Here is a 15,706-nt window from a genome sequence, read left to right on the forward strand (position 1 = left end):
AAAGGTTCGGGCGGCTGAGGTGATGTGGGCGGTATCGGGGTCCTTCGACTGCGTTTGGGCGCAAGTGCGCGCCAAACGCCGCTCAGGATGGCGGGTTTGTGATGATGGCTAGAACGAGAGGCGGGCTCCGAACTGGAACTGGCGGGGATCGGAGGCGGCGGTGGGGCGGCCTGCGTTGGTGTAGAGAAGGTTTACGTCCAGGGTGTTGTTCTTGTTGATGAGGTTGAAGGCGTCGGCGGTGATTTGCAGGGCTATCTCGTGGGGGAGAACGAAGGCACGGGCGAGGCGGAAGTCGGTGAAGACTACGTAGGGTTTTACGGCGGCGTTGCGGCCGAGGTTGCCGCTGAAGTGGCTGTCGGTGGAGCCGGCGTTGGCGGGAGCGTCGATGTAGCAGGGAAGGTTGAAGGCTCCGGTGGGGGAGAACTTCGAGGCTACGGGGGCGGTGCCGCAGCTGGTGGGGGCACTGTCGGGTGTGACGGCGTTGGGGCGGTCGGTGAGTGGGTTGAAGTCGAAGTTGGTGTCGGTACCGGTGAGGATGTTGAAGGGGCGGCCGGAGGAGATCTCGATGATGGGAGCGACGGTGAAGCCGGAGAGTGCTTTCTGCATGAAGGGCGAGCTCATGAACTTACCTGATCCGACTTTGCCGGAGTTGTAGACGCCGCTGAGGACGAGGCGATGGCGTTGGTCGAAGGCGGAGCGGGAGCGTTCGGCGTTGGGGGCGAAGTTGTTTTGCGGGGAGTCGGAGGTGGAGACAACATCGGTGGAGTCGTCGATGGCGTGGGACCAGGTGTAGCTGAGAAGGCCCTCGAAGTTGGCGGAGTAGGTCTTCTTGAGGTTGACGGAGAGGCCGTTGTAGCTGGAGGTGCCGGTGGTGAGGTTTGGTGTCATGTCGCCGAAGGGGACGGCCTGGCCGATGCCGAGGCCATAGGCGGCAGCAAGTTCGCTGGCGAGTTCGACGCACTGGCCTGCGCCCTGAGAGTCGAGGAACTGGCCTAGCGAGGTGTTGAGGCCAGAGCGGCGGAAGAAGTTGAGCAGCGGCGGGGCGACGTAGGGGCCATTGGGGCCTACTCCGCACGGGACGGTGCCACTAGCCGTGGCGACGGTAAGAGGGTTCGAGGTGCCGGAGGCGACGGCGGATTGCGGGGTTCCGGGGAAGACTCCGGCGGAGCCTGCGTTGACTGCGGCGACGGCGTTGCGCCAGTTGGCGACGACCAGAGCGGGGTTGACCGGGTTGACGTTGATGGGGCGGTTGAGGTCGCGGCCTCCGGTGGAGTTGAAGGCGACGTTGAGCGAGTAGTTGTGGCCGAGGTCGCGCTCGATTCCGAAGGAGATCTGCTGGACGTAGGGGGTTACGTAGTGGAGATCCGCAGGGAGGCCGGAGGGCAGGATGGCGAGTGGGAATCCGGCGGCGAGGTAGTTCTGGTTGACGAAGAGGGAGGCGGAGTTGTCGGGGTCGAAGCGCTGCTGGCCGGGGATGTAGTTGAGGCTAGGGACGGGCAGGCAGTTTGCGTTGCTTAGCGAGCCCTGGAAGGTGTTGGTCGCGTTGAGATTGAGAGGGCTCAAGGTGCTGGCCGCGGTGCAAGGCGCTCCGCCGGCGAGGATGACGAGCGGTACGGCGCTGGCGTTGAACTTGAGCGACTGCGACTCGAGGTTACCTGGCGCGCGGTCGTAGAAGAGGCCATAGTTGGCGCGGACGACAGTCTTGCCGTCGCCGGTGATGTCCCAGGCAGCACCAATGCGGGGGGCGACGTTCGAGTCCTGGAGGCGGATGCCTTCGCGGACACCGTAGGCGCGTTCGGCGGAGTTGGTTGCGGAGTTCAGGGCCAACTGCGTAGGGAAGGATTCGACGTCGTAGCGGACGCCGTAGTTGAGGGTGATGCGCGAGGTGATGCGCCAACTGTCCTCGAGGAAGCCCCCCAGGGTCTTGAGGTCGTACTTGGTGCTGGTCTTGCCGATGCCTTGCGCGAAGGACTGTGGCAGGCCGAGGCCGTAGGCCTGGATGGGCGAGAAGCCGGGGAGGCCGGCTAGTGCTGGCGAGACATCGGTCGCGCTGAGGGCGGCGAAGCTGTAGTCGCCGCCACCGTAGAGCTGGCCCTGCTTGAGGTTGATGACGATGTAGCGGAGGTCGATGCCGGCCTTGGCGGTGTGGCTGCCGCGGGTGTAGGTGAAGTTGTCCTGGAGCTGGGACTGGTCTTCGATGCGGTCGACGACGGAAAAGGGGGTCTTGCCGAAGTAGGCGAAGCCGGGGATGTTGACGGCGGCACCGTCTCCGCCGAGAGAGTTGGTGTTGGCGAACATGATGGGGTGGCGAGCGAACTGGAAGCGAAGCTCGTTGACCTTGTTCGAGCCGAAGAGAACAGTGTGCTGGCCGAGGATGGAGTAGTCGTGGAAGCGCTGGGTGGCGGTGCGGGAGAAGGAGTTTTCGCCGAGGTTCTGGTTGGCGGCGTTCTCCTGGATGCCGGAGACGAAGCTGGGGCTAACGCTGGCGCGGAGGAATAGCTGCTGGTTTTCTGTGAGCTTGTGATCGAGGCGGAGGGAGTAGACCTCTGTCTTTTCGCCGATGGGGAAGTTGCCGATGAGCGAGTTCAGTGGGACGAACGACGCGGGCGTCGCCTGGCCGGAGGTGACGAAGTTTGCGGCTCCGATGGTGGGCTGGAGGAAGCCGGGGTTCTGGCCGGTGGTTGAGAGTGAAGAGGATGATCCGACGAGGGCGATGTACTGCTGGATGCCGGGAGTTGCGGCGGGGAGAGAGCCGAGGGCGGCGGCCTGCTGCGGGGTTCCCTGGATGGAGACGGTGCCGGAGGGGTAGCCGAAGAATTTGCTGACGTCGATGGCTGTGAGGCCGAAGTTGTTGGAGCCGATGTCGGAGAAGCCGGTCTCGTTACGGCGGGTGATCTCGGTGGAGAAGAAGTAGAAGGTCTTGTCGGGGATGATAGCTCCGCCTACAGTGAAGCCGGCCTGGACGCGGGTGTAGGCAGGCTGAGCCACAGTGCTAAACGGATTTGTGGCTTGGATATAGCGGTTGCGGAGGAAGCCAAAGGCGCTGGCGTGGGTCTTGTTCGAACCGGATTTGGTGATGATATTGACGACGCCACCGGAGGCGCGGCCGTACTCCGCCGCGAAGCCGTTGGTGATGATCTGGAACTCCTGGACGGCGTCCTGGGAGACGGTGGCGCGGGTTCCGCCGGAGACGTAGTCGCCCGAGTCTGCGCCATCGACGTTGATGGAGTTGGAGCGGGCTCGGACTCCGCCAAAGTTGAGGCCGGAGGTGGGGATCGCTCCGACAGAGGGTGCGGCGTCGCGGGCGATCTGCGAGTTGGTGAGGGTGAAGTTGATGTAGTTGCGGCCGTTAGTGGGGAGGTTGGTGATCTTGAGCTGGTCGACGGTGGTCGATTGGGAGCTGCGCTGGGTTTCAATGACGTCGGCGCTGGACTGAACGACGATGATCTGGCCTACGGAGGCGACCTGGAGCGTGACGGGAAGCTCGGCCTGTTCGCCTACGGTAAGGGTGATGTTTTTTTGCTCGAGGGTATTGAAGAGGTTCGCCTTAACGGTAAGGATGTAGGTTCCCGGGGGCAGAAGGAGAAGCTGGTAGTTCCCTGCTCCATCGCTCGTGTCTGTGCGGGTGAAGCCCTTGCTCTCGTCGGCGATGGTGACGGTTGCGCCCGGAATGGCTGCGCCGGTGGAGTCGCGGATGGTACCGGAGAGCTGGGCGGTGGCGGTGTTCTGGCCGTGGAGCGCCGGGGATGCGAAGCCTACAGCGAACAGCAGGAGCGCGGGGAGGCTCCGCAGAGTACGGATGAGCATGTAGGACACCTCTGCGAAATAGTGTCTGCCCGGTGAGGTTCGTGGCGGATAAAGACTACGATTTCGCGCGGGAATCTTCTACATGAATGAGCATTCAGTATGCAAGACGATTGATTAAGGATGCGGGACCGAATGGTTTACAAGGGATGGAGCCGGGGAGCAGGCGGTCGGGCTTCGCTCGATGGCCACATCTCCAAATCGAGATGTAAGGGCACTCAGCAAAAGAGCGCTATGGGACCGGTGTACGCGCGGTATACCTGATTAGCTCTCGACGAGACGAGGCCAGGGCAGACTTCAGTCGAGCTTTGCCCCAGTCGTTCTATGTGAGCTCAGGCGACATATCAGGCAGGTGACCGGCGTGCAAGGAGATCGTTTGCATCTCGTCTCCGATCATCGTGGCGATCAGGACGCAGTCTCTTCCAGACTCCGGGTCCTCGGCCTTAAAGTGCCAAGGTATGACGTACGTTTCAGCTCGTTCGGCGTGCGTAGGCTGATCCATTGAATCCTCCAGGAACACTGTCCAAGTTCTCCTTTGACAATGCTCCAAAGTCGCGGCTCGGACAATACGGCTTGAGGGGCATCCGATAACACCACCGTCGCAGCGCCGGAAAGCTTTCTGGTGTGCAGAAGTGAGGTCTATTGACACGCCCCCGGTTCTCAATTGAAGTCAGCTCGGAGCGTCACAATCGGATGCGTGGTACCTTTCAGGGACACAGAACACAGGGGATTGCATCTCTTCCCTGCTCCCACTTGCACATCTTCTGAAGCTGACTGGATCGATCTCACCGCCTGAATGAGTCGCGGAGATCACGTTTTGCCGGAGATACCCATGCTCGCCTCTCTGAAAGACCCGTTTCAGCAGATTTCTTCCTCCGCCCACGAGATCGCAACGAAGCAGTTCGAACCGCTTGGCAAACAGGTCAAGGCTCTGATGGTCTGGCCCCGCTTCCCGCCCTCATTCTGGGGTTTTGAGGGCGTGCTTGAGATGGTGCCTGAGAAGTCCGTCATGCCTCCACTCGGTTTGATCACCGTCGCTGCACTGCTTCCGCTGTCGTGGACAGTTCGATTGCTGGACCTATCGTTCCAGGAGTTGCGCGAGGAGGATCTGCTCTGGTGCGACCTGGTGATGGTGAGTTCGATGCAGGCACAACGCGCCGACACACTGGACGTCCTGAGCCGCGCTCGAGAACTGGGCCGTAGGACCTTCATCGGCGGCCCTTGGGCCAGCAGCGAACCCGAGTTCCTGATGACGCGCGCTGACCATGTATTCGTTGGTGAGGCGGAAGAGGTCTTCGCAGAGGTTGCGCATCAACTTGAGCTCGGTACAGCACAGGCTGTCTATCGAGTCATCGACAAGCCTGATATGTCAGTCAGCCCGGTGCCGCGCTTTGATCTTCTGCACATGAATAAGTACACCTCGATGTCCGTACAGTTCTCGCGCGGGTGCCCGTTTCAATGTGAGTTTTGCGACATCATCACCATCTATGGGAGACGCCCTCGGGCCAAGCCGCCGGAGAAGCTGATTGCGGAGTTGGACGCTCTGCTGGCACTGGGCTGGCGCAACGAGGTATTTATTGTTGACGACAACTTCATAGGCAACCACAAGTTGGCACTGCAACTCACCCACTCGCTCGCTGAATGGCAGGAGCGCAATAAGCGTGTCATCTCGTTCTACACTGAGGCGTCGATCGATCTGGCGGACAAACCCGAGTTGCTTGCGTCGATGGTTGAGGCAAACTTCATGTATGTGTTTCTGGGGATTGAAACACCGTCGGCGGAGGCGTTGAAGGGATCGTCGAAGTTCCAGAATCTTCGTGGTGACCTGGTGACGCAGGTGAGTAAGATTCGTGAGAGCGGCTTGTGGGTACTGGCAGGGTTCATTGTGGGCTTCGATTCGGATGACGAGACGATCTTCGAACGACAGCTGCAGTTTATCGAGAAGACTGCGATCACGTGGGCGATGGCCGGCGTGTTACAAGCCCCGCCCACGACTGCGCTGTTCGATCGCATGAAACGGGAAGGAAGGCTGATTGAAGACAGTACGGCCACAACCAACTTCAGCCCGCCAAACTTCAAAACAGTGCTTCCACTTCCGGTCCTGCTGCGCGGGCTGAGCACGCTGCTCACAGGCTTGTACACCCCGGCAAATTACTTTGGCCGAGCGATGCGCTCCATCGAATCGTGGCAACCACGTCCGGCACAAAGGCCTCCGGAGCTGCCAATGCTTTACAACCTGCGTGTCTTTGTACAGTCGATGTGGCAACAGGGGGTGTGCTCAAACTATCGGCTTGCCTATTGGCGATTTCTCCTCACGGCTGTCCGGAGATGGGCTCTTCAGCCGGCCAAGATGTGGCTGGCTGTCATGGTTTTGCTTTCGGCGAATCATTTCTTGAAGTATGCGAGAGGAGTTGCGGAAACTTTAGAGGAGGAGTGCCAGACGCTCGAAGACTCAGGACTTTATTCGCAGACATTGGCTGTCGCCGCGGAGAACAGTGTTTAGAGGCGAAATCCCGGCTTCGGTTCGCACGCTATGAGGAAGTGGTTGAGGTGAATGAAGGCCCACCTGCCGGGCCTTCATTCACCTCACGCAATGAGTTTCATGCCTTGCTTGAGGAAGAGTTCGGGCCGCCGCCTTGGCATAGGTTGGCGCTGGCTTGCTGTTTCAGTCAGAGCTCTTTTCAGGAGATCAGTCATGACGTTGCTACCATGGCGATATCATCCCGGTCTAACTTCCGGCTGCGTAGAAGAGAGCCGGCAACGTCATTAGGAGCAATGCTGTTTTATGGCGACCTACCAAAATGAGCTTTCGGAGCTCGTCTATGAGCTGAACTCCTCTACATCGACGACAAAGCTGGAACGGAGTGCTTCGCTGGACTCCCTCTTGATCTTGGCGGCTGACCAGCGTGCCTCAGACATCCTCTTGGTGTTGGGCTCCCCCGTAATACTCAGAATCAGGGGGGAACTGAACCTTGGCACGGGCAAAATCCTCTCCTCCGATGATCTTCGCAGGATGCTTCTACCCCTCCTGAGCGCAGCGCAATTGAAGGAACTAGAGGACAACAGAGCCGTCGACTTCTGCTTTGCCCACAACTCCGCGGGAAGGTTTCGCGCCAACGTTCACTATCAGCGAGGCACACTTGCGGCGAGCATTCGGCTCCTTCCCGCTCAAATTCCAACGATAGAATCCCTCCATTTGCCTCCCGTACTTTCGCGCTTGATGGAGCGTCGTCAGGGCCTTGTGTTACTCACCGGGCCCACGGGGTGCGGGAAAACCTCTACCATGGCAGCGTTTGTCGACTTCATCAACGCACGGAGGAGGGAGCACATCGTGACGATTGAAGACCCGGTGGAGTATCAGCACACGAACAAAAAATCGATCCTGGAGCAGATTGAGGTGGGTTACGACACCCCCAGCTTCGCTCAAGCGGTGCGTGCTGTGCTTCGCCAAAACCCTAACGTCATTCTTATAGGCGAGATGCGCGACTCGGAGACGATGGCGGCCGCTCTTACTGCGGCGGAGACTGGTCATCTAGTGCTTTCATCTCTACATACAAACGATGCATCCCAAACGATGTCCAGAATTGTCGATAGCTTTCCGGCAAGCAACCAATCGCAGATAAGACAGCAGTTGTCCTTAGCGCTTCTTGCTGTCATCGCGCAACAGCTTGTCCCTGGGCTGGATCAGGCAGGTCTGTATCCCGCGGTAGAGATCATGGTGGCTACCTTAGCCGTCAAGAACCTTGTACGACATGGGCACGATCATTTGCTCCGGTCCCAGATTTCAACCGGCAAAGCTGAAGGCATGATGACGATGGACCAATCTTTGGCAGAACTTGTCCAATCGCGACGTATATCTCGAGATACAGCTCTCGCACATTGCTATCATCCTGACGAGCTCAGGTCTTATTTGCCATAGCTTCGTGGTCACGCGGTAGCTGTGGGGCAGATATCGCGCAAAGGACATCGAGGGCAGCGCGGATCGTTCTTGGTGCAGCATTTTTGACCGTGGAGCTTGATGAGGGAGTGGTGGTCGTCGAGCATGGCGGCTGACCAGTCGTCGGGCGTCATCTCCATGATGCGGGTTTCGGCTTCGCGGGCGGTTGCGGCCTTGTTGACGAAGCCGAGGCGCTGGACGATGCGGAGGTGGTGGCTGTCAACGCACATGGCTCGGCGGCGGAGGGTGGAGAAGTTGACTACGGCAGCGCTGGTCTTGACGCCTACGCCTTCGAACTTCTCGAGCCATGTGCGGATCTTTTCTGTTGAATGGCGAGCGAGAAAACCTAGGTCCAGAGAGCCGTGACGCTCGGTGATGCGAATGAGTGCGGCCTTGAGGTTGATGGCTTTCGGTTCTGGAAAGGTGACGGGGCGGATGATGTCTTCGATCGCGGGGATGGAGGCTTCGCGGAGGTTCTCCCAAGTGCCGAAGCGGGCTCTGAGCGCGGCCAGGACGGCGTGGGAGACGGGTGTCTTGGTGCGCGAGGAGAGCATGGAGTAGATCATCTGGGTGAGCGGATCCCAGAGATCGCGGGGTTCGGGTGGGCCGTAGTGTTCCAACAGACGACGGTGAACGTCTTGGAGGCGAGTGTCGGGGAAGAGGGAGGCGGGTTGCATCGGGAGACTTCTACACAGAGTGTATCGAGCTTCTTACTTACAGGCGACGTTCTCTGCTGAAGGAAATTCCACGAATGTGATGCTTGCTGGCGGCAGCGCCAGCTTGCCCTTTGCAACCGGGAGACCTTTGAACTCCGGGATGTCGCCGTTGGAGGCGACCATCAGCTCTTTGCCGTTTAGATCCACGGTGTGTCCCATCAGGTCTTTGGCTGTCAGCATGTAGCGCACTCCGCCGACAGGCAGGTTCAGAGTGCCTGCCTCGTCTCGGCTCAGGTTCGACGCCAGCAGGGTTACGCCGCCGGGCGTGTCCTTCATGCAATGCGCGTAGAGGTGAATCGTATTGGTGCTGCCCGGACCAGCGCTTAGAACGGTCGTGCCCATTGTGCGATGCCAGAGCAATGCAGCCCAATAGTCCGGTCTGGGCAGCAGGGTCTTCTCGTCGATCAGCCCATAGTCGCTGGCCGCAAGCGTGTTGTGCATGATGGTCTGGACATGCAGCTTGGCCAGCTGGCCCATCTGGTCGACATAACGGAAGCTGTCGAGAAAGGTGGAAGCCCATCGGTCGCCCCCACAGGCCGCCTGCCCGGTTTCGGTGAGCCACATCGCCTTGCCTGGAGCGTATTCGTCGCGGAGCTTCGCATAAAACTGCTCTACCGTTCCTGTTCGCGAGAGCCAGTCTGCAGTGAGCGCCGCCTCCGGAGTGGTGCCGACCTTGCCACCGCCCATCGGGCCGGCACAGCGCTCCGAGATCGTACCGTAGAAGTGATAGGAGAAGGCGTCGACCGGGTTCGATCCCATGGCTGACAGCAGTTCCTTTGAGGGCAGAAGCTTTACCGGGACGAAGTCGATTCCCTCGCCTACCGATCCTGGCCCGAGAAGGACGGTCTTCGGCGCGGCGTCGCGAAAGAACGGCTGGAAGACCGCGAAGTCCTTGCCGTACGCTGCCGCGTCATATCCCTTGGGAACGCCCGCTGCGGACGCGAAAGTTGGTTCATTCATGAACTCCGCCGCTGCGATCTCGCCGCCGATGGAGTGGGTGTAGTCGAGGAACTTCTTCGCTTCGACCGGAGTCCAGACGCCGTCCTTGTCGCGCGTCCCCACGCTCGTAGCAAAGGAGGTCACCAGTTCTGCGTCGACGCTCTTCGCAAAGTCAACGACGCGCTTCCACTCCGCGCGGGTGAGCACTCCATTGAATCCTTCCGGCGGAGCTGCGGCCACGGTCGCATCGGTGTCCTGAAAGTAGAGCGTATTCGCCCAGGTGCCGGAGACGCGCATGTACGCCGGGCCCAGCGATGTTGCCAGCTTGCGCAGTCGCGTGTCTTCGAGGTTGATTGGCGTTCGCTGCTCGAAGAGGTTTGGATCGATCCCGCCGGGTGTGCCTGCCCCGGTCGGCGGTGCAACCGTTCCCTTGCTTGCGTAGGGCTTCCAGAAGCGCCCGCCGATCACCTCGACCATCTCCACGTTGTAGGACTGGAAGCGTGGACCGACGGTGCCGAGCTTTGGCAACGTCTGCGGGTTTAGTTGCGGGGTGTGCTGCGCTTCGAGCGAAAGGCTCAATCCGGCGAGAACAAATGCAAGGGCGATTTTCATGGCGGCCAACTCTACCATGATAGGTGGAAATTGGTCGAACCACTTTGTGAGGGATCTGCGATCCCGAATGCGTCGCTTGATCGTAGGGAGTTAGTTGCGGGCGACGCCGAGGGATGCGCCTTCGGGGGTCTGGATACCCCAGGCCATGCGGGGGGTGTTGTGGGCGAGGCCGATGCGACCGTCGGGGGCGAGGAGAATGATGCCTCCGTGGCCGCCAAGACGCTTGTAGAGGTAGGCGATGGCTTGGGCGGCGGCGTCTTCAGGAGCGACGCCGGCGGCGACGCGGTCGACGGCCCACTTGCCGAGAACAAGCTTCATGATGGGCTCGCCCCAGCCGGTGAGGGAGACGGCGGCGGAGAGGTTATCAGCGTAGCAGCCGCAGCCGATGAGGGAGGAGTCGCCGACGCGGCCAGGGGCCTTCGAGAGCGTGCCTCCGGTGCTGGTAGCGGCGGCGATGTTGCCGTGGATGTCCAGGGCTACGGCGCCTACGGTGTCGTGGGATTCGAGGGCGTGGGCGGCTTCTTTGTCGAGCGAGCTCGATGAATCAGAGGCTGGGCCAGAGAAGGTTTCGTCGACTCCGCCAGCGAGTTCGGCTTGTTGGAAGGCGTAGAGGCGGGCCTGCTCGCGGGGGATGACGAGGTCCATGTTGTCGCAGAGTTCCATGCCGTGCTGGCGGGCGAAGCGCTCGGCTCCCGCGCCGACAAAGTAGACATGAGGGCTTTCGTCGAGGATTAGGCGGGCGGCCTTGATGGGGTTGCGGAGGCGTTCAACGCAGGCGACTCCGCCGGTGCGGAGGTTCGAGCCGTCCATGAGGAGCGCGTCTAGTTGGACGCGGCCGTCGCGGGTGAGGAAGCTGCCTCGGCCGGCGTCGAAGGTCTCGTCATCTTCCATGACGACGACGGCGGCTTCGACGGCGGAGACGGCGGTGCCACCTTCTTCAAGGATGGCGTATCCGGCGGCGAGGGCGTTGGCGATGCCGTTCTCGTGGGCGGCGATCGCGTCGTCGGGCATGGCCCATGCGCCGCCATGGATAATGAGGGTGGGTTTCGGGTGGGGCATCTAGATGATTGTATGCAGATCTCAGTACACGGTATTCGCGAACGTATTTCTTAGCCGCGCTTCAGTTCTAGCATCTTCATCCGCTCGGTTTCTAGATACGTGTAGCGGATGCGGTGGATGACCGTGACTGTTGAGAAGAAGGCGAGCACCCAGAGGGCCGCGGCCATGACTCCCCAGTGGTTGGCGAGCGCTCCGAGGATGACGCAGACGATGCGTTCCGGGCGCTCCATGAAGCCTACCTTGCAGCTTCCGATCAGGGCTTCGGCGCGAGCGCGGGTGTAGCTGACCATCAGGCAGGCCGTCATCACGAAGGCGGTGAGGCCGACGTAGAAGAGGCGATTGCCGCGGGCGTAGAAGACCAGCAGGCCAAAGAAGATGGCGACGTCGGAATAGCGGTCCATGACGGAGTCGAAGAAAGCTCCGAAGACCGAGACCTGATTGGTGAGGCGGGCCACGCGACCGTCGACCATGTCGAAGAGGCCGGCACCAATGATGGTTAGGCCGGCGTAAACGAACATGCGGTCGGCATTCTGGGCGCGGGCGAAGCCGAAGAAGAGCGCGGCGACGATGTTGATGAGCAGGCCGATGAAGGTGAGAGCGTTCGGCGAGATGCGAGTGAGCGCAAGACCGTTCACGATCTTATTGAGCAGCCATCCGCTGCCCTTACCAAATGCGTTCGTCCAGGTCATTTCTTCAACGCCAACTTTGCGGCAGTCAACGCTGCCTATTGTTCAAATTGCTGCCGTACACACGGCAGACGAGTTCAGACGGCTTCGGGAGAGACTTCCTTCACATCGTGGATGGTGGTGAGCTTCAGGACTTCAAGTTCGCGCTTGCCGTTTGGGGTAACGACGAGAGCGATCTCGCCAAGTTTTTTGCCGAGCAGGGCGCGGCCGATGGGCGAGGTGGTGGAGATGAGGCCCTGAGCGACGTCCGACTCTTCACTGGTGACGAGCTTATAGGTGAGCTCTTCGTTCTTGCTGGAGTCGAAGACGACTACCGTTGCGCCGAAGCCGACCTTGTCGTGAGGGATGTTGACGAGGTTGACCATGGCGAGCTCGCCCATACGTTTTTTGAGCTGGCCGAGGCGGGCGTTAACGAAGACCTGGCGCTGCTTGGCCATGTGGTATTCGGCGTTTTCACTGAGGTCGCCGAGGGCGACGGCCTTCTTGATCTCGGCTGGAAGTTCGGTGGTGAGTTCGTGCTCGAGGAGCCTGATCTCTTCTTCGAGCCGTTTTTTTACTTGTTCTGGCATGGACCTTCCGACTCGCTGCGAGCCGTGATAAAAGCCTGGAGCAGCGCACCTGTGGTGAAACATTGATTATACGACGACGGCGTGGGGAAGCCAGGGCGCGAGGGATTGCGAAGATTGTCCGCACAGATGCTTCGCCAGGAAGCAGCAAACGGCTAGACGAACAAAGACTCTTATGGTCTTATATATCAAAGACTAAACAAGTCCGAGTTGAACGGCTAATGTATCAAATGCCGCCGATGATCGAGGTATCCGCAGGTGAAAGTCCGCACGTCCGTTCTGTTTGTACCGCTTCTACTCGTGCTTCTATGGCTGCGTCCGATGGCCTTGAATGCCCAGGAACCTCCGTACTTCGTTACTTACTCGCATGTGCTGGAGGAGCCTGGGAATCTGGAGGTTGCGAGTCAGAATATCGGGGCTTCGCCTAAGAATGCCAGTGCCTTTTATGGGCAGACGATCGAGCTGGAGTACGGCGTGACCGCCTGGTACACGGCCGAGGTGTACTTCCAGGGGCAGACGACGTTGAACGATTCGACCATCTTTACCGGATGGCGGCTGGAGAACCGGTTCCGGCCCCTTCGCAGCGAGCACTGGATCAACCCCGTGATCTACGTCGAGTACGAGGACATCAGCCACGCGGACAAGAGCTTCCTTGAGATCACGGGGCGCCATGTGATCTCGGACCAGGCGATTGCGAATGGGCTGCTGCGTAGTGACGTGGAACGGTCGGTGGAAGGCAAGCTGATCCTGTCGAGCAACTTCAAGGGGTTCAATGTCTCGGAGAACTTTATCGCCGAGAAGAATGTTTCGAACGAGCCGTGGGAGTTCGGATATGCAATTGGCGGGAGCCACGCGCTGGCATCACATGCGAGCGCTTCGAACTGCCAGTTCTGCCGGCAGTATTTTGCGGTGGGCGGGGAGCTGTTTGGCGGGCTCGGGACGAGGTACGACTTCGGGTTCGACAGCACATCGATTTATGCGGGGCCGACGGTTGCGTATAACTCGCCGCGTAACTACACGATTACGGCTGGGCCGGAGTTTGGGCTGAACGCGAACAGCGCTGCAGTGCTCTGGCGGCTGAAGGCTTCTTACGAGTTTCCGCAGGTTCGCGACCTGTTCCGGAGGTCACGATGAAGCGAGTTTCAGGAGTAGCAGCGGTGATGTTGGGAGCCTGCGTGCTGATGGGCGCGGCGGATGGAAGTTGGTTGAAGCGGGTTCCAGCAGGCGACAAGGCGAAGGTAAATCCGCTGGCCGGCCAGAAAGAGGCGGCCGAGGCGGGAGAACACCTGTACGAAGAAGCCTGCTCGCGATGCCATGGGAAGCAGGCTGAAGGCAAGGGAAACCGGCCGACTCTGATCAGCGAGCGGATGAAGACGACAACGGACGGCGAGTTGGCCTGGCTGCTGCGGAATGGAAACTCCTGGAAGGGGATGCCTTCGTGGAGCGTGATGCCGGACGGCGAGCGGTGGCAGCTAGTTGCGTACATGCGGAGCATCAATACGCCGGCTACGGCTGCTGGGATCGCAGTTGAGGCGAGGAAATCTGACGGAGCAGGACAGTGAAGCACCCGCAGGCAAAGTACAAGGAAGTGAAGACGATTCGGCGCAGGGTTGGACGGATAATGCTGGCGATGAGCGGGCTGACGATGCTCTCGTGTGCGGTCCTTATTGGATGCGGTTCGGGGACGGCGCCTAACCTGGGCGGCGAGGCGGACGAGGGAGTAACGCCTGCGGCCGATCCGATTGGCGAGCGGCTATTTCTGGATACGCGGTTCTCGGAGTACTTTGCGACGCACATGACGAGCGTAAACGCTCCGCTGACGACGGGTGACCCGGTGGTGGCGACTGTGCAGACGGCGGACGGGCCGCTGCCCGGGCCGTTTGCGGGACAGGCGATCAACTGCCGAAGCTGCCACTTTGTGACGGAGTTCGAGGGCGTGGCCAATGCGGGGAATCGGACGTATGCGGACTTTACGACGCGGAGCCCGCTGCCGATCTCGCAGAGCGGATTCGATACGACGCCACGGAATTCGATGCAGATGGTGGGGACATTTGCGCCTCACAGCGGGCCGCAATTTCTACACTTCGATGGCGAGTTCGCGACGGGCAACGACCTGGTGGTGGGGACGATTACGGGGCGGAACTTTGGATGGAAGCCAACTGAATATCAGGCGGCGGTGGCGCATATCGCGCGGATCATCCGCGAGGATAATGGCTCGGACCAGCTTGCGGCTGATCGGAGCGATGGGCTTTCTTACGGCACTTTGTTCAAGGGGACGGACCCGAAGATTACTTCGGACATTCTGCTGCCGGCTTCGCAACGGATCGATGTGACGACGGCGACCGACATCCAGATCGTGAACGAGGTTGCGCTTTGCATCGCGCAGTACTTCGAGGACCTGCAGTTCAAGACGGACAACGTCGGGCGGTACGATACTTCTCCGTACGACTTATTCCTGAATGCGAACCATCTGCCCCTGGCTCCCTTGGTGGGAGAGACGGACCTGGCGTACAGCCAGAGACTGTACCTGCAGGTCGTCGCTCTGACGAATCCGAAGTACATCACTCCTGCGGATGGGACGTACGCGTATCACTCGTTCGATTTCAAGTTTGGCGCGCTGGAATTACAGGGGTTGAAGATCTTCCTGAAGGCAGCGGCGTCCGGGAGCGGGACGGACCAACATGCGGGGAACTGTGCGGCATGCCATACGCCACCGAACTTCTCGGACTTCGTCTTCCACAATACGGGTGTCTCGCAGGAGGAGTACGACGGGGTTCACGGGTCGGGTGCGTTCGCGGCGCTGCATGTTCCGGGGTTCGCGGAGAGAAATGCGGCTTACGACCAGTACCTGCCGGCGAATCCTGCGCATCCGAACGCGACCGAGGCTCTGCGGCGGCCTGCTGGATCGAATGCGAACTATGCGGACCTTGGGCTCTGGAACATCTATTTAAACGACGACTATCCGAACCCGCAGGCGAACCTGAAGTCCGTTGTGTGCGTGACGGGGACGGACTGTTCGGTCGATTCGGAACTGGCTTTGACGATCGCCCAGTTCAAGACTCCGTTGCTGCGGGATCTCGTTGACTCTGCACCGTACCAGCACAACGGCAGCGCTGCGAAGTTCGACGATGTGGTGAACCACTACATTCGCGTTTCGGCGCTGGCGAAGGCGGGTGGGTTGAGGAATGCTCCGGCTCAGTTCGCGAATATGTCGCTGTCGGCGGATGATTTGCAGGCGTTGGTGGCGTTCTTAACGTCGATCACGGAGGACTACGACGACGCGTAGGGTAGTGGCCTGGCTTTGAGTCTGGGGTTGAAAGGCTCGGGCGGTATGGGCTGTGCTTGCGATCTCGGGGTCCTTCGACTGCGTCCCTCGCGATGAAGCTG

The 15,706-nt window shown here is 60.2% G+C and carries 12 protein-coding genes; 5 read left to right on the plus strand and 7 right to left on the minus strand.

The features are described 5' to 3' along the window. Positions 1-108: 108 nt before the first annotated feature. Together HDF16_RS31210 and HDF16_RS08660 are read right to left on the minus strand one after the other, a co-directional pair. Complete coding sequence (locus HDF16_RS31210; protein ID WP_184215543.1) at positions 109-3,807, minus strand: TonB-dependent receptor; 3,699 nt, start codon at positions 3,805-3,807, stop codon at positions 109-111. 319 nt (positions 3,808-4,126) lie between these two features. Beyond that, a complete protein-coding gene (locus HDF16_RS08660; protein ID WP_184215545.1) occupies positions 4,127-4,306 on the minus strand; it encodes a hypothetical protein in 180 nt (59 codons plus the stop codon). Between the two features lie 330 nt (positions 4,307-4,636). Between HDF16_RS08660 and HDF16_RS08665 the strand changes: the two genes are divergently transcribed. Next, positions 4,637-6,307, plus strand: a complete 1,671-nt coding sequence (locus tag HDF16_RS08665) for a B12-binding domain-containing radical SAM protein (RefSeq protein WP_184215547.1) — start codon at positions 4,637-4,639, stop codon at positions 6,305-6,307. A 282-nt stretch (positions 6,308-6,589) separates the two neighbouring features. Continuing rightward, positions 6,590-7,723 (plus strand): type IV pilus twitching motility protein PilT, encoded by a 1,134-nt coding sequence (locus tag HDF16_RS08670; RefSeq protein WP_184215549.1) that lies wholly within the window; start codon positions 6,590-6,592, stop codon positions 7,721-7,723. 8 nt (positions 7,724-7,731) lie between these two features. On the opposite strand, the gene HDF16_RS08675 is transcribed toward HDF16_RS08670, so the two are convergent. From HDF16_RS08675 to HDF16_RS08695, 5 genes are all read right to left on the minus strand, one after another. Next, the gene (locus HDF16_RS08675; RefSeq protein WP_184215551.1) at positions 7,732-8,418 is read right to left on the minus strand and encodes an endonuclease III domain-containing protein; all 687 of its coding nucleotides are present in this window, start codon (positions 8,416-8,418) and stop codon (positions 7,732-7,734) included. 33 nt (positions 8,419-8,451) lie between these two features. Then, on the minus strand, positions 8,452-10,008 hold the full coding sequence (locus tag HDF16_RS08680) for a hypothetical protein (RefSeq protein ID WP_184216250.1): 1,557 nt from the start codon (positions 10,006-10,008) through the stop codon (positions 8,452-8,454). A gap of 90 nt (positions 10,009-10,098) precedes the next feature. Further along, a complete protein-coding gene (locus tag HDF16_RS08685) occupies positions 10,099-11,067 on the minus strand; it encodes an isoaspartyl peptidase/L-asparaginase (RefSeq protein WP_184215553.1) in 969 nt (322 codons plus the stop codon). Positions 11,068-11,117: 50 nt separating this feature from the next. After that, positions 11,118-11,756 (minus strand): CDP-alcohol phosphatidyltransferase family protein, encoded by a 639-nt coding sequence (locus HDF16_RS08690; RefSeq protein WP_184215555.1) that lies wholly within the window; start codon positions 11,754-11,756, stop codon positions 11,118-11,120. 74 nt (positions 11,757-11,830) lie between these two features. Next, positions 11,831-12,322, minus strand: a complete 492-nt coding sequence (locus HDF16_RS08695; protein ID WP_184215557.1) for a GreA/GreB family elongation factor — start codon at positions 12,320-12,322, stop codon at positions 11,831-11,833. Positions 12,323-12,577: 255 nt separating this feature from the next. Here HDF16_RS08695 and HDF16_RS08700 point away from each other — a divergent pair, with 255 nt between their 5' ends. Genes HDF16_RS08700 through HDF16_RS08710 form a run of 3 tightly spaced genes read left to right on the plus strand, consistent with a single transcriptional unit; the run spans position 12,578 to position 15,605 of the window. Further along, positions 12,578-13,453 (plus strand): hypothetical protein, encoded by an 876-nt coding sequence (locus HDF16_RS08700; RefSeq protein WP_184215559.1) that lies wholly within the window; start codon positions 12,578-12,580, stop codon positions 13,451-13,453. After that, on the plus strand, positions 13,450-13,881 hold the full coding sequence (locus HDF16_RS08705) for a c-type cytochrome (RefSeq protein WP_184215561.1): 432 nt from the start codon (positions 13,450-13,452) through the stop codon (positions 13,879-13,881). The genes HDF16_RS08700 and HDF16_RS08705 overlap by 4 nt, the downstream gene beginning before the upstream one ends. Beyond that, on the plus strand, positions 13,878-15,605 hold the full coding sequence (locus tag HDF16_RS08710; RefSeq protein ID WP_184215563.1) for a hypothetical protein: 1,728 nt from the start codon (positions 13,878-13,880) through the stop codon (positions 15,603-15,605). Before HDF16_RS08705 ends, HDF16_RS08710 begins: the two co-directional genes overlap by 4 nt. Positions 15,606-15,706 lie beyond the last annotated feature (101 nt).

The sequence above is a fragment of the Granulicella aggregans genome, assembly GCF_014203275.1.
GTDB lineage: Bacteria > Acidobacteriota > Terriglobia > Terriglobales > Acidobacteriaceae > Edaphobacter.